The sequence below is a fragment of the Flavobacterium sp. xlx-214 genome, assembly GCF_013874595.1.
GTDB lineage: Bacteria > Bacteroidota > Bacteroidia > Flavobacteriales > Flavobacteriaceae > Flavobacterium.
Genome location: NZ_CP059431.1, coordinates 2,817,372 through 2,830,928 on the forward strand (window position 1 = coordinate 2,817,372; position 13,557 = coordinate 2,830,928).

General features: G+C 31.4%; 12 protein-coding genes. 6 read left to right on the plus strand and 6 right to left on the minus strand.

Annotated features, from left to right (window positions below; genetic code table 11):
• Position 1: 1 nt before the first annotated feature.
• Genes H1R17_RS13255 through H1R17_RS13265 form a run of 3 tightly spaced genes read right to left on the minus strand, consistent with a single transcriptional unit; the run spans position 2 to position 3,467 of the window.
• Entirely contained in the window at positions 2-625 is a 624-nt protein-coding gene (locus H1R17_RS13255; protein WP_163430836.1) for an outer membrane lipoprotein carrier protein LolA, read from the minus strand.
• Positions 625-3,093: a DNA translocase FtsK gene (locus H1R17_RS13260; protein WP_163430835.1), complete on the minus strand. Its 2,469-nt coding sequence runs from the start codon at positions 3,091-3,093 to the stop codon at positions 625-627. Before H1R17_RS13260 ends, H1R17_RS13255 begins: the two co-directional genes overlap by 1 nt.
• Before the next feature lie 2 nt (positions 3,094-3,095).
• On the minus strand, positions 3,096-3,467 hold the full coding sequence (locus tag H1R17_RS13265) for a diacylglycerol kinase family protein (RefSeq protein WP_163430834.1): 372 nt from the start codon (positions 3,465-3,467) through the stop codon (positions 3,096-3,098).
• A gap of 172 nt (positions 3,468-3,639) precedes the next feature.
• Between H1R17_RS13265 and H1R17_RS13270 the strand changes: the two genes are divergently transcribed.
• Positions 3,640-5,163 (plus strand): T9SS type A sorting domain-containing protein, encoded by a 1,524-nt coding sequence (locus tag H1R17_RS13270; protein WP_163430833.1) that lies wholly within the window; start codon positions 3,640-3,642, stop codon positions 5,161-5,163.
• A gap of 54 nt (positions 5,164-5,217) precedes the next feature.
• Here H1R17_RS13270 and H1R17_RS13275 read toward each other — a convergent pair whose 3' ends face one another.
• The 3 genes from H1R17_RS13275 to H1R17_RS13285 form a co-directional block, all read right to left on the minus strand.
• Complete coding sequence (locus tag H1R17_RS13275; RefSeq protein WP_163430832.1) at positions 5,218-5,475, minus strand: hypothetical protein; 258 nt, start codon at positions 5,473-5,475, stop codon at positions 5,218-5,220.
• A 4-nt stretch (positions 5,476-5,479) separates the two neighbouring features.
• Entirely contained in the window at positions 5,480-5,788 is a 309-nt protein-coding gene (locus H1R17_RS13280; RefSeq protein ID WP_163430831.1) for a co-chaperone YbbN, read from the minus strand.
• 86 nt (positions 5,789-5,874) lie between these two features.
• Positions 5,875-6,519 (minus strand): peroxiredoxin, encoded by a 645-nt coding sequence (locus H1R17_RS13285; protein ID WP_163430830.1) that lies wholly within the window; start codon positions 6,517-6,519, stop codon positions 5,875-5,877.
• Positions 6,520-6,747: 228 nt separating this feature from the next.
• On the opposite strand from H1R17_RS13285, the gene H1R17_RS13290 reads away from it, so the two are divergent.
• From H1R17_RS13290 to H1R17_RS13310, 5 genes are all read left to right on the plus strand, one after another.
• Entirely contained in the window at positions 6,748-8,673 is a 1,926-nt protein-coding gene (locus tag H1R17_RS13290) for an amino acid permease (RefSeq protein WP_163430829.1), read from the plus strand.
• Positions 8,674-8,778: 105 nt separating this feature from the next.
• Positions 8,779-9,066, plus strand: coding sequence for a DUF4834 family protein (locus tag H1R17_RS13295; protein WP_163430828.1), 288 nt, complete (start codon positions 8,779-8,781; stop codon positions 9,064-9,066).
• A gap of 79 nt (positions 9,067-9,145) precedes the next feature.
• Positions 9,146-11,590 carry a YfhO family protein gene (locus H1R17_RS13300; protein ID WP_163430827.1) on the plus strand — a complete coding sequence of 815 codons (2,445 nt, stop codon included), beginning with the start codon at positions 9,146-9,148 and terminating at the stop codon, positions 11,588-11,590.
• Positions 11,590-11,943 (plus strand): CrcB family protein, encoded by a 354-nt coding sequence (locus H1R17_RS13305; RefSeq protein ID WP_163430826.1) that lies wholly within the window; start codon positions 11,590-11,592, stop codon positions 11,941-11,943. The genes H1R17_RS13300 and H1R17_RS13305 overlap by 1 nt, the downstream gene beginning before the upstream one ends.
• Before the next feature lie 2 nt (positions 11,944-11,945).
• Positions 11,946-13,226 carry a glycosyltransferase family 4 protein gene (locus tag H1R17_RS13310; RefSeq protein WP_163430825.1) on the plus strand — a complete coding sequence of 427 codons (1,281 nt, stop codon included), beginning with the start codon at positions 11,946-11,948 and terminating at the stop codon, positions 13,224-13,226.
• The last annotated feature ends 331 nt before the right edge of the window (positions 13,227-13,557 follow it).

Sequence of the window (13,557 nt, forward strand, 5' to 3'; positions counted from 1 at the left end):
CTTAATCTAAATTGTTGATGTAATAATTTGGATATTTAGATTTTGTAAAGGTAAAATGATTTTTTGACAATGTTTGATTTGTTGTGAAAGATTTTACAGTTATAACCGATTTACTTCCGTTTGAAAAAACATCGGTTCTATTGTAAATTTGTTTGCTTTTTGTATCAATACCCAATAAAATTTCTTTTACACCTTGATTTTTGTTTGGTACCAATTTAATTATTTGGATGTTTTTGCCACCAATAGTTTGACTTTTACCCCAAACATATTTATAACCCGATTTATAAAAAGTAAGCAAATTAGCAATGCTTACAGCTTGTGAATTGGCACTAGAAGCGCTTGCTACAGTTACCTCTTCATCGGCAGGGTTAATGATATACATTTTAGAACCATCAAACAATTGGGTTACGCCCATAAAATCAACAACATACTTTTCTCCTTGTAAAGTTGCTTTTCCTTTGCTTTCTTTGGAACCATTTTGATAGGTAAAATCAATACTTATATTTTTGTAGGTTTTGATTTTAGCAGAAACCTCGTCTAATAATTTTTTTGATTTATCAGCTGTTTGTGCTTGTACGTTTACAGCTACAAATAAAAGAGTTACTAAAGCTATTATTTTTTTCATTACATTCTATTTTTTTCGTTTTCTAAAAATTCATCAAGCGAAATCAAATCAGGAATATTTACAGATCTTGCTTTACTACCTTCAAACGGACCAACAATACCTGCGGCTTCTAACTGATCTATTAATCTGCCCGCGCGGTTGTATCCTAATTTTAATTTACGTTGTAATAAAGAAGCCGATCCTTGTTGCGCTGTTACTATAATTTCAGCAGCTTCTCTAAACATCGCATCGCGTTCAGATATATCAATATCAAGACTTGTGCCACTTTCCTCACCTACATATTCTGGCAATAAATAAGCTTCTGAATAAGCTTTTTGAGCACCAATAAATTCGGTTATTTTTTCAACTTCAGGTGTATCAACAAAACCACATTGTACACGTACCAATTCGTTTCCTTGTGTAAATAATAAATCTCCTCTACCAATTAATTGATCAGCACCAGGACCATCTAAAATAGTTCTTGAATCGATTTTTGATGATACTCTAAAAGCAATACGCGCAGGGAAATTGGCTTTGATAATACCTGTAATAACGTTTACCGACGGACGTTGAGTTGCGATAATTAAATGAATACCAATGGCACGAGCCAACTGAGCCAAACGCGCAATAGGCGTTTCTACTTCTTTACCCGCTGTCATGATTAAATCGGCAAACTCATCAACCACTAAAACAATATAAGGTAAAAATCGATGTCCGTTTTCAGGATTTAGCTTACGCAATTTAAATTTTTCGTTGTACTCTTTAATATTTCGAACCATAGCATCTTTTAACAAAGAATAACGGTTATCCATTTCAATACACAACGAATTTAAAGTATTGATTACCTTTGTGTTATCAGTAATAATTGCATCTTCGGTATCAGGTAATTTTGCTAAGAAATGACGCTCTATTTTATTAAAAAGCGTTAATTCTACCTTTTTAGGATCAACCAAAACAAATTTTACCTCAGCCGGATGTTTTTTGTAAAGCAATGATGCCAATACAGCATTTAAACCAACCGATTTTCCTTGCCCTGTTGCACCCGCCATAAGTAAATGAGGCATTTTGGCTAAATCAAACACAAATGTTTCATTAGAAATGGTTTTTCCTAAAGCAATAGGCAATTCCATTTCGGCATTTTGAAACTTAGGCGATAAAATAAGCGATTTCATTGATACCGTAGAAGCTGTTGTATTTGGAACTTCAATACCAATTGTTCCTTTACCAGGAATCGGCGCAATAATACGAATACCTAAGGCTGCCAATGATAAAGCGATATCGTCTTCTAAACTTTTGATTTTAGAAATACGAATACCCGCATCTGGCACAATTTCATACAAAGTAACCGTTGGCCCAACAGTTGCTTTAATTTGAGCAATACCTATTTTGTAATTATTAAGCGTTTCAACAATACGATTTTTGTTTTCTTCTAACTCTGCTTGGTTAATGGTGATGCCTCCAGAAGCATGCTCAAACAACAAATCACTTGTAGGAAACTGATATTTTGACAGTTCCAAAGTAGGATCATACATACCAAAATCTTCTACAATTTTAGCAGCCACATTATCTTCTAACGTTTCTTCTTCAATTGTTTCTATGATAAACTCTTCATGATGATCAGAAGGTACATTTTCTGTTATTTCAAAAGATGTTGGTTCTGGTTTTTTAATGGAATCTAAATTTCTCTTTAAATCAAAATCAAACTGATTATTAGCATCTTCTTTAGGTTCAAAAACATCTTCACTAACAAAAACAGGAGGTGCAACAACAGGTTGTTTAGGTTCTGCTTTAGTGTTTGATGTAGCAACATCGGTAACCGAAGATGGTGCTGTTTGAATGATTTCTTCTGCCTTTTCTAAATTATCCTTAATTTTTGCATGTGTATTTGTTAACACATTTGTAAATGAACTTGGCGTCATTTTTATTCTAAAAATTAAGTAAAAGATAATTAAGAAAACAACGGTTAATAAAGCGCCAATTTCACCAAAATAATCTTGAATATAATCGTTAATTTCAAAACCAACCACTCCACCTAAATAAGGCAAAGTACTTCCAAAATGACCTAGTGCAATAGCTATTACTATGATGGCGAAAAGATCCCAAAAAATCATTCTTCTTAATTTACTTGCACTGAATTTTAAGCCAAACCATAAAGCAATTTGTACAGCTATTTTAACAAAAATAAACGATGCAACCCCAAAGCCTTCAAATATAAATTTATGCGATAACCAAGCACCTAATTTACCAACCCAATTTTCTGGTTCTAATGAACGGTCATTAAGCTCTTTTACAATACTTTGGTCATAAGCACCTGAAGTAAAATAAGAAATAAAACTGCACAACAATATTATGGCAAACATAAGAAAAAGTGTACCTAAGATAAAACTAATTCTGGCACCATTGGTTGCAGTTTGTTTATTTTTGGGAGGCGTATTTTTTGAATTATTTACTTGCTTAGTTTGAGTGTTGGCTTTCTTTTTCGCGGTCATTTTTAAAATATTTTTGGTAAGTAAATAATGGCTCCAATAATAGTTGCTGTTATAGCTGCAAAAGTTACTGCACCTGCAGCAATATCTTTAATTACACCTATTTTTTTATCAAAATTGGGTTGAATATAATCACAAATAGCTTCAATGGCGGTATTTAAACTTTCTGCAGTTAAAACCAAACCTATTGCTAAAATTTGAAACAACCATTCTATTGTACTAATTTTAAAATAAAATCCTAAAATACACATAACGCCACCTATAATAAGTTGCGATATAATACTGTGCTCTGTAGTAACTAAAGTGTAAAACCCTTTAAAAGCATAGGTTAAACTTTTTAATCTACCCGCAATAAAGGATGTTTTTTCAGATTTCATTCAAGGCAATTTTCAAGCAAAATTACTGAATTATTTGTCATTGTAGAAATAAAAAGACACGATTTAAGCCTACTCAAATATTATTCAAAAAAGTAGAAAAATAAAAAATCTACATGGTATAGTTTATAATAAATTATATTTACATACCAATAACCTTAAATTATAACATAAAATGAAAGAAAAATTACTATTAATTTTATTAAATGTTGTATTTTCAGCCAACAGTCAAAACGCAGCATTAGATCCAACGTTTGGAAATGCAGGGATATCAGTTCACCCACACTCAAACACCGCTGAACTTCATTGTTTTGCTTTTGACAATAACGACAATATTGTAAGTGCAGGTTATTACCTTCAAGGAGGAGCAGGAAGTAACCAACGTCAATTAACATTAACAAAAACAGATAAAAACGGAATACTTGACAACACTTTCGGCACAAATGGAAAAGTAACTACGGCAATTGGTCATTCTGAACATCCGGAATATATAGTTATTCAATCTGATGGAAAAATCATTGTAGCAGGCTCTGTAAATTTTACAGGAGGTGGTACAGGAGGTTTTGTTGTTCGTTATAACAGTGATGGTTCGTTAGATGCAACTTTCGCAAACAATGGAATATATACCTCAACATCTTCAAATATTTTTGCATTCATAACAATCCTTTCAGACAACTCAATTGTTTTAGCAGGGAATAGCTATTTAAATGGTGAGTCTCTTGCTATATTAGTTAAATTAGACAGCAACGGTGTTGAAGATAGTCAGTTTGGAACCAATGGAATCCGTTCTTTAACTTCTACCAACTTTAAATTTTTAATGCAAGAAGCAATTCTTTTAACCGATGGCACTATTTTTTGTGCAGGATATGAATATAGTGATACTGTTAACTATTCTAAAAGTGCGTACTGTAAAGTTGATACACAAGGAAATTTTGATACAGCATTTGGAACCAACGGAAAAGTAGTCATTGATTTTTTTAATTACAACCCAATAACAAACATTACGGAGTATTTACATTCGGCAGGCCAATTACCAAACGGACAAATTATAGTAGGGGGCTTTGAGTTAACATCTTTTTTACTCAAAATAAATTCAGATGGTTCATTAGATAATACTTTCGGTACAAATGGTATGAAAATTCTCTCATACTCTTTCAGACCAAGGGTAATGACTGTGCAAACGGACGGAAAAATTATTATTGGCAGCGGTACAGGTGTAGCGTTAGGAACTCGTAAATATCGTATTATCCGTTTTGATATCGATGGTGATTTAGACACTACTTTTAATAATGGTAAAGGTTTGGTAGATATTGATGTATCACCAGGCGATGATTGGCTTGAACATATAAAGTTACAAGGAAATGATAAGCTAATTATGGGAGGTAATTCTGTTCTGAATTCTAATCATAATTTTACCTTAGCGCGGTTGCTGTTAGATACTCCTTTATCTGTAGAAAATCCCTTAGAACAATTTATAAAAGTTTATCCCAATCCGTTTGATGATCGTTTATACATAGAGGATTTTGAAGGAATAATAAAAAATATTAAAATATTTGATAGCACAGGTAGAATTGTTAAAATAGTTGCGGAAACAAATACAATCTATGAGATACCATCAAATTTCGCAATTGGGGTTTACTATGTAAATATTGAAACTAAAGATGGTAGAATAATGAACAAGAAAATGATAAAGAAATAGAAAAGACTTATTTTTTGTGATAAAAAAAGCAGAACATTATGTTCTACTTTTTCGTTATTTATCAATAGATCCCATTACACGTTGCATAAAAGCATTTAACGCTTCTTTTTTAGGTGTACCAGATTTGATCATTTTATCAACTTCTACAGCACCATACATGTTTGAAATTAATTCAGCAATTACATCTAACTCTTCATCTTTTAAAGAAGGTACTTCGCATAATGCTTCTAAAACCTCAATGGTTTCGTTCACATAATCCTGGTCGTTTTCTTCAATAAATTGTGTTAAGTGTTTTATTATAGGTAATTTCATAGTATTAAGCTATTTCGTTTACTAAATCGGTTAAAACCTCTGCTTTATTTGTTTGCGTTTCGTTTACTAATTTACCATCAACAAAAACGGCAAAAGTTGGCAAGTTAGAAACATTTGCTAATTTTCTAGATTCAGGAAATTTCTCAGCATCAACAATAACAAACGTAATATCGTCTTTTTCAGTAGCTAATTTTTTGAATTTTGGTTTCATAATACGGCAATTTCCACACCATGAAGCAGAATATTGCACTGCTACTTTTTTATTACCACTAACTACTTCTAGTAAATTATCTTGTTCTAATTCTAATAACATAATTATAAAATTTTAAGGTTAAAAAAAATCCAAATTCCTACAAGTATTCGTAAGAATTTGGATTCATTTCTATAAAATACTTGTTCTTAGTTTAAATGTTTAGCTAAATATTCAGCTGTAGAGTTACGGTCTGCATTCATTGCTTCTTTACCTTCTTCCCAGTTTGCAGGACAAACTTCACCGTGTGTTTGTACGTGAACGTAAGCATCAATTAAACGGATAAACTCGTTTACATTACGTCCTAAAGGCATATCGTTAACAGATTCATGGAAAATTTTTCCTGTTTCATCAATTAAATAAGTAGCACGGTAAGTAACGTTAGAACCTTCAATTTGTACTGAATCTAACTCATCGTTATACACTTCAGAAGTTACATCTAAAATTCCTAAAACACTAGATAAATTACGAGTAGTATCTGCAATAAGTGGATACGTAACACCTTCAATTCCTCCGTTGTCTTTTGCAGTATTTAACCAAGCAAAATGAACTTCGTTTGTATCGCAAGATGCACCAATTACAATTGTATTTCTTTTTTCAAATTCTGGTAAAGCAGCTTGAAAAGCATGTAATTCTGTAGGACAAACAAATGTAAAATCTTTTGGATACCAAAATAATAATACCTTCTTATTATTTTTTGTTGCTTCTTCTAAAACGTTGATTCTTAAATCGTCTCCCATTTCAGAAATTGCATCTACTGTAATGTTTGGGAATTTTTTACCTACTAAAGCCATAATTTTTATTTTTTATGTAATTAATAATGAATTTTTCTTAATTTTTGTAGTACAAAGATACCTTGCTTTTTTTACTTTTAAATAGATTATTTATTGTTTATTTTTATCTAATAATAAATTTTATTTATTGTAACGATTCTTTTAGATAGATAATCTCTTTCTGTAAATTTAGTTAGATTTATAGAATTAAAAAAATGTATCTTTAAACTTTATAATACCTTAACATACATGAATTTATTTCGAAAGAAACAAGTACACCATATTTTAGCTGAATTAGAAGCAAACGAAGGAAAACAAGAAAGTTTAGGAAAATTTTTAACTCAAAAAGATTTGATTTTCTTTGGTATTGCAGCTATTGTAGGTGCAGGTATTTTTAGTACCATTGGCAAAGCTAGTTTTGATGGCGGACCTGCAGTAATTTTTCTTTTTATGTTTACTGCTTTAGCTTGTGGCTTTGCGGCTTTAGCATATGCAGAATTTGCCTCAATGGTTCCTGTTTCGGGTAGTGCTTACACCTATAGTTATGTTGCTTTTGGCGAAGTAATTGCTTGGATTATTGGTTGGTCTTTAATTATGGAGTATGCTGTTGGTAATATTACATTGGCCATTTCTTGGAGCGATTATTTTACGGGCTTACTCAATAATATGGGTGTCTATTTACCGCAATGGATTCAGATGGATTATTTATCGGCCCAGAATGGTTTTAAGGATGCACTTGCATTGATGGAAAGTGGTAAAACTTTTGAAAATTTGCCAAGTCATTTGCAAATGGCACATAACGCATGGACAAATGCACCAACAATAGGTGGTTTTCATTTTGTTGCCGACCTTCCTGCTTTGGGTATTATTATTTTAATTACTTGGCTAGTTTACAGAGGAATGAAAGAGTCTAGAAACGCAAGTAATATCTTAGTTTATGTAAAATTAGCTGTTATTGCCTTGGTATTAATTGTAGGTGCTTTTTATGTAAATACAGATAACTGGGATCCTTTTTCTCCAAATGGATTAGGAGGTGTTTTAAAGGGAGTATCGGCAGTGTTTTTTGCTTATATTGGTTTTGATGCTATTTCTACAACAGCTGAAGAATGTAAAAATCCACAACGCGATTTGCCTAGAAGCATGATATGGTCTATTGTTATTTGTACCATTTTATACATTGCCATTGCGCTTATTTTAACGGGAATGGTTAATTATAAAGAATTAAATGTGGGCGATCCGTTGGCATATGTTTTTGATAAACTCAATTTAAAATGGCTAGCAGGTATTATTGCAGTAAGTGCTGTAGTAGCAATGGCTAGTGTGCTATTGGTTTTTCAGATGGGGCAACCTAGAATTTGGATGAGTATGAGTCGAGATGGATTATTGCCACCCAAATTTGCTAAAGTACATCCTAAATTTAAAACGCCATCATTTGCAACCATTGTAACGGGTTTTGTTGTGGCTATACCAGCCTTATTTATGAACCTTACAATGGTAACCGATTTATGCAGTATTGGTACTTTGTTTGCTTTTGCGCTAGTTTGTGCGGGTGTTTTGGTGTTACAAGACAAAAATGTACCAAGAGGAAAATTTAAAATTCCGTATGTAAATGGTAAATTCATTTTACCTATTGGTATTGTTATAGGATTTATTTTGTTGTTTGCTTGGAACAAAAACGGAGTCAGTAATTTTGTATACAACAAACCTCAAGTATACGATGCTACTAATCTGGTTACTCAATTATCTAAAGAAGAAATAAGTAAAATGACTTATTATTTAGAAGAAGAGTTCCAAATAAATAAAGAAGATTTTAATAATGATTTAGAGGCGATGCTTTCTTCGGTTTCAGAAAAATCAAACACTTCTTATATCTCTCTTGTTACAAACGCACCAATTGATAATGATAAGAAATTTGAAAAAGGTTTTGATTTATTCAAACATAAAATTCCAATGTGGCTGTTTTTAATTTCTTTGGTATTTTTAAGTATTTGGAGCTTTAAAATGAATTTATCCTTAATACCAATGTTAGGTTTAATTTGCTGTATTTATTTAATGGCCGAATTAACTATTTGGAACTGGATTTACTTTACCATTTGGCTTATTATAGGCTTGCTTATTTATTTTAGTTATTCTCGCTTTCATAGTAAGTTGAATAGCAAAGGAACTAGTTTGTAGAAGTTGATTAAAAATTTATCTATAAGTCTTTATTTTAAGATTTTCATAAGAATTTAATACGAACATATTTAATATATTTGAAAATCAATTATAAAAAAAATAAAAATGGACCATGCGTCTTTTCAAAGTTTTATTAGAACAGTAATTATCCTTATTTTGGTTTTTTATTTATTAAAATTCGCTTTTAGACTTTTAGCACCCTATATGATGAAAAAGGCGGTGCAGAAAGTGAATGAAAAATTTCAAAACCAACAACAGGCTTATCAAAATCAATACAATCAACAGCAGAATAATCCACAGCATGATGATTTTGAATCGAGTTTGAATCAAAACAAAATTCCAAAAGAAAAGAAAAAAGTTGGTGAGTACATCGATTTTGAAGAAGTAGAATAGTAAAGTAAGTCTTGCAATGCAAGACTTTTTTTTATCAAGTCCTAAATTATAAGTACATTTAGCGTCAAAATAATGTTTTATGAAGAATTTTAAAAACTATGTACCTCATATTTTAGCACTTTGTGGTTTTATAGTTGTTGCTTTGGCCTATTTTTATCCAGTACTTTCAGGAAAACAAATCTTACAAACAGATATTGTTCAGTATACGGGTATGGCAAAAGAATTAAACGATTTTCGCCAAACCAATAATGAAGAAACATATTGGGTAAACAATGCTTTTGGTGGTATGCCAACGTATCAGTTAGGTGCAAAATATCCTCATAATTACATTAAACAATTAGATTCGATTATCCGTTTTTTACCTCGCCCTGCCGATTATGTTTTTCTTTATTTCATAGGGTTTTATATCCTTCTTTTAACTTATAAAGTAAAACCTTTAAAGGCTTTTATTGGCGCCCTATTATTTGGTTTTTCAACCTATTTAATTGTAATTCTGGGTGCCGGACACAATGCAAAAGCGCATGCAATTGCCTATATGCCTTTGGTTTTGGCAGGTGTGCATTTAGTGTTTAAAAAGAAATATTTGTTAGGTGGTATTTTAACCATGATTGCTGCGGCGCTTGAAATATCTACCAATCACTTTCAAATGACCTATTATTTGCTACTTTTCTTATTGATTGTTTGTATTTATTATACCATACATTATATCAAAGAAAAACAAGTAGCAGCATTATTAAAAATGTTTGGAGTGTTTGCTATTGCGGGTATTTTGGCAATTGGTTTAAATGCAACTAATTTATTAGCAACTTCCGAATACGCACAGTTTAGTACGCGTAGCGATAGTTCGTTAACCATTGCTCCCGATGGTTCTCCTAAGGCATCAACCAATGCCATGACGCATGAATATATTACCGAGTATAGTTATGGTATTTTTGAAACGTTTAACCTTTTGGTTCCTAGAATTACAGGTGGCGGAAATGGTGAAAATATTGGAACCAATTCAAAAACGTACCAATTTGTATATAATTTACTACAATCGCAAGGATATGATCCTGCGCAAGCAGAACAATTTGCAAATCATGCGCCAACTTATTGGGGTAGTCAGCCAATTGTAGCAGCGCCAGCGTATATAGGGGCCGTTGTATTATTTTTAGCGGTTTTATGCTTTTTTGTTGATGATAGAAAAGTGAAGTATTATTTAGGAACTGGTGCTTTGGTATCGATTCTATTATCATGGGGTCATCATTTTTTCTTGACCGATTTCTTGATTGATAATTTCCCAATGTATAACAAATTCAGAGCCATAACATCTATTCAAGTTATTGCCGAATTATGTTTTCCTGTACTCGCTATTTTAGGATTACAAGCTTTTTTTAGAGCTGATAAAGAAAATCAATTAAATGCTTTAAAAAAGACATCTATGATTTTTGGTGGATTGATAGTTCTATTATTTGTAGCTAAATCAATGGTTGATTTTGTAGGTGCAAATGATCAAAATTATGCCCAAATGTTCCAACAAGCAGGTTCAGATTTTTTAAGTGCATTAATTGAAGATAGAAAAGCATTATATAATAAAGATTTGTTGCGAACTTTATTCTTTATTGCAGCTTCAGCAGCTGTGTTATTTGCTTTTATAAAAGATAAATTAAATATAAAAACAGCTGTTATCTTGGTAGGTGCTTTAGGTATTTTAGACTTGGTAATGATTGATCTAAACTATGTAAACAAAGATAATTTTGTGCCTAAACAAATGGTTCAAGTTCCTTTTCAAGCAACACCAGCCGATGCTCAAATTTTATCAGATAAATCTCAATTCAGAGTTTTTGAACAAGCAGGTGGTTTCAGTAGTGCTCGTAGCTCGTTCTTTCATCATTCGTTAGGTGGTTATCATGCTGCAAAGCCTAAGAAAATTCAAGACTTGTTTGATTATCAAATTACACAGCAAAACATAGAAGTATTAAACATGTTAAATGTTAAATATGTAATTGGTAAAGATGAGCAAGGACAAGATATTCCTTTAAAAAACCCCGACGCTAATGGTAATGCTTGGTTTGTACAAGATGTAAAAAAAGTGAAAAATGCTGATGAAATGATGCAGCAAATGAAAACATTTAAATCAAAACAAACGGCTTTAGTGTATGATAAAGAAGCTGTATCAAAATCAAATTTTGCTGTAGATAGTTTGGCTCAAATTAAATTGACGAATTATCAGCCTAATAAATTAGTATATCAAAGTAGTAACAAAAATGATGGTTTTGCTGTTTTTTCTGAAGTATATTATCCAAAAGGATGGAAAATTTCAATTGATGGAAAACCTGTTGAAATGAAAGAAGTAAATTATACGTTACGCGGATTAGAAATTCCTGCTGGAAATCATAAAATTGAGTTTTCATTTGATCCAGAAGTTATAAAAACAGGAAGTTTCATTTCGTTAATTACTTCTATAATTGCCTTAATAATTGTAATTTTAGGGATATTTTTCACCTTCAAAAAACAACAGAACAACAAAGTAGTAGAAATGTAATGAATATTTTACTAGTAGCAATTGCTGGAGCTTTAGGAACCATATGCAGATACGAAATTGGCAAAGTAATTTCGTATCAAGATTTTCCTGTAGCTACCTTGTTAATTAACGCTTTAGGGAGTTTATTCTTAGGTTTTTTATTTGTAAAATATGCAGTAAACCAACCTCAGTTATTTATAGCTGCCGGAATTGGTTTTTGTGGCGGATTTACCACTTATTCAACCTTTTCGTTAGATTTATATAAAATGCTCGTAAATCATCAATACAGCTATTTTGCACTGTATTTAATAAGTTCAGTTCTATTAGGATTAGTAGCTGTATTTTTAGGAGCCTATTTAGCAAAGCAAATGTAATCATGAAAAAAGTATTAATAATAGCCTATTATTGGCCGCCGGCAGGTGGACCAGGTGTTCAACGTTGGTTGAAATTTGTAAAATACTTACCAGATTACAACATTGAACCTATAGTTTATGTACCTGAAAATGCTGAATATCCTATTATTGACGAAGACTTAATAAAGGATGTCTCTCCAAACATAAAAATCATAAAACAACCAATAAAAGAGCCTTATAAAATAGCATCCCTTTTTTCAAAAAACAAAACCAAAACAATAAGTTCGGGTATTATTAAAGAAGCTAAAAAGCAAACTTTTGTAGATAAGCTGTTGCTTTACATCCGAGGTAATTTTTTTATACCCGATGCTCGCGTTGGATGGGTAAAACCATCTGTTGCTTTTTTAGCTAAATATATCAAAAAACATCCTGTTGATGTCATTATTACTACTGGTCCGCCTCATAGTATGCATTTAATTGGAATGGAATTACGCAAGAAATTTGCGGTGCAATGGATCGCCGATTTTAGAGATCCTTGGACATCCATTGGCTATCATAAAGAGTTAAAATTAACTGCTAAATCAGCACAAAAACATAAGGATTTAGAACATGATGTTTTAAATAGTGCCGATGTAGTTTTAACTACAAGTTATACCACAAAAGCTGAATTTGAAGCTATTACTTCTAAACCAATTCATGTAATAACCAATGGATATGATGTTGAACCTTTAGCAAAACCAAGTTTAGATAAAAAATTCACTATCAGCCACATAGGTTCATTACTTTCTAAAAGAAATCCACGTATTTTATGGAAAGCTTTAAAAGAAATTTTAAAAGAAAATGAATCTTTTAAAAACGATTTTCAATTACAATTAATAGGTAAAGTAAGCACCGAAATAATAGATACAATTAAAGAGTTTAGATTGGATGAATATGTAAGTTTAATAGGTTACGTATCTCATACACAAGCTTTACAATACCAACGAAGTTCACAACTTTTATTATTAATAGAAATTGATTCATACGAAACTATTGGTATAATCCCAGGAAAACTGTTTGAATATATGGCAGCTGAACGACCTATTTTGGCTTTAGGTCCCGAAGGTAGCGATGTTGCAAAAATTTTAAAGGAAACCAATACAGGTACTTATTTTTCTTACGATGATTTAGAAGAAGTTAAAAATAGTATACTAGATTCATATGCTAAATATCAAACTGGAACACTACAATCAAATGGTATTGGCTTGCAATATTTTAGTAGAAAAAAACTAACTGAGAAATTAGCTGATGTTATAAATATCTAATTGCAGATTAAGACATTAATTTAACTCAAGTAATCTTTTTTATTACAACAAACCAGAAGTTGTTCCTTAATTATTAACTTTTGTAATAATTTTAATATTCTTATCAAATGACACGAAGGTATTGATGCGAATGTTTTAATTAATCACTTATAAAATTAAAATTCATCTTAATCATGACTTATATTATAATTAGTATTTTGATGATAATTATTGGATTGATAGGAATCTGGAAAAATAAGATGCCAAAATTTGATGTAAGTCCTGGATATGCGGCCCTTATTAAATTTTACTTTTCTTTTTATGTGATAATTATTCTAGGTGTTATTTTTCC

Bases quoted from the DNA above. Each gene is read 5' to 3' on its own strand.
- H1R17_RS13255 (WP_163430836.1), bottom strand. From the start codon at position 625: ATGAAAAAAATAATAGCTTTAGTAACTCTTTTATTTGTAGCTGTAAAC.
- H1R17_RS13270 (WP_163430833.1), top strand. From the start codon at position 3,640: ATGAAAGAAAAATTACTATTAATTTTATTAAATGTTGTATTTTCAGCC.
- H1R17_RS13295 (WP_163430828.1), top strand. From the start codon at position 8,779: ATGGACCATGCGTCTTTTCAAAGTTTTATTAGAACAGTAATTATCCTT.
- H1R17_RS13300 (WP_163430827.1), top strand. From the start codon at position 9,146: ATGAAGAATTTTAAAAACTATGTACCTCATATTTTAGCACTTTGTGGT.
- H1R17_RS13285 (WP_163430830.1), bottom strand. From the start codon at position 6,519: ATGGCTTTAGTAGGTAAAAAATTCCCAAACATTACAGTAGATGCAATT.
- H1R17_RS13280 (WP_163430831.1), bottom strand. From the start codon at position 5,788: ATGTTATTAGAATTAGAACAAGATAATTTACTAGAAGTAGTTAGTGGT.
- H1R17_RS13305 (WP_163430826.1), top strand. From the start codon at position 11,590: ATGAATATTTTACTAGTAGCAATTGCTGGAGCTTTAGGAACCATATGC.
- H1R17_RS13310 (WP_163430825.1), top strand. From the start codon at position 11,946: ATGAAAAAAGTATTAATAATAGCCTATTATTGGCCGCCGGCAGGTGGA.
- H1R17_RS13290 (WP_163430829.1), top strand. From the start codon at position 6,748: ATGAATTTATTTCGAAAGAAACAAGTACACCATATTTTAGCTGAATTA.
- H1R17_RS13260 (WP_163430835.1), bottom strand. From the start codon at position 3,093: ATGACCGCGAAAAAGAAAGCCAACACTCAAACTAAGCAAGTAAATAAT.
- H1R17_RS13275 (WP_163430832.1), bottom strand. From the start codon at position 5,475: ATGAAATTACCTATAATAAAACACTTAACACAATTTATTGAAGAAAAC.
- H1R17_RS13265 (WP_163430834.1), bottom strand. From the start codon at position 3,467: ATGAAATCTGAAAAAACATCCTTTATTGCGGGTAGATTAAAAAGTTTA.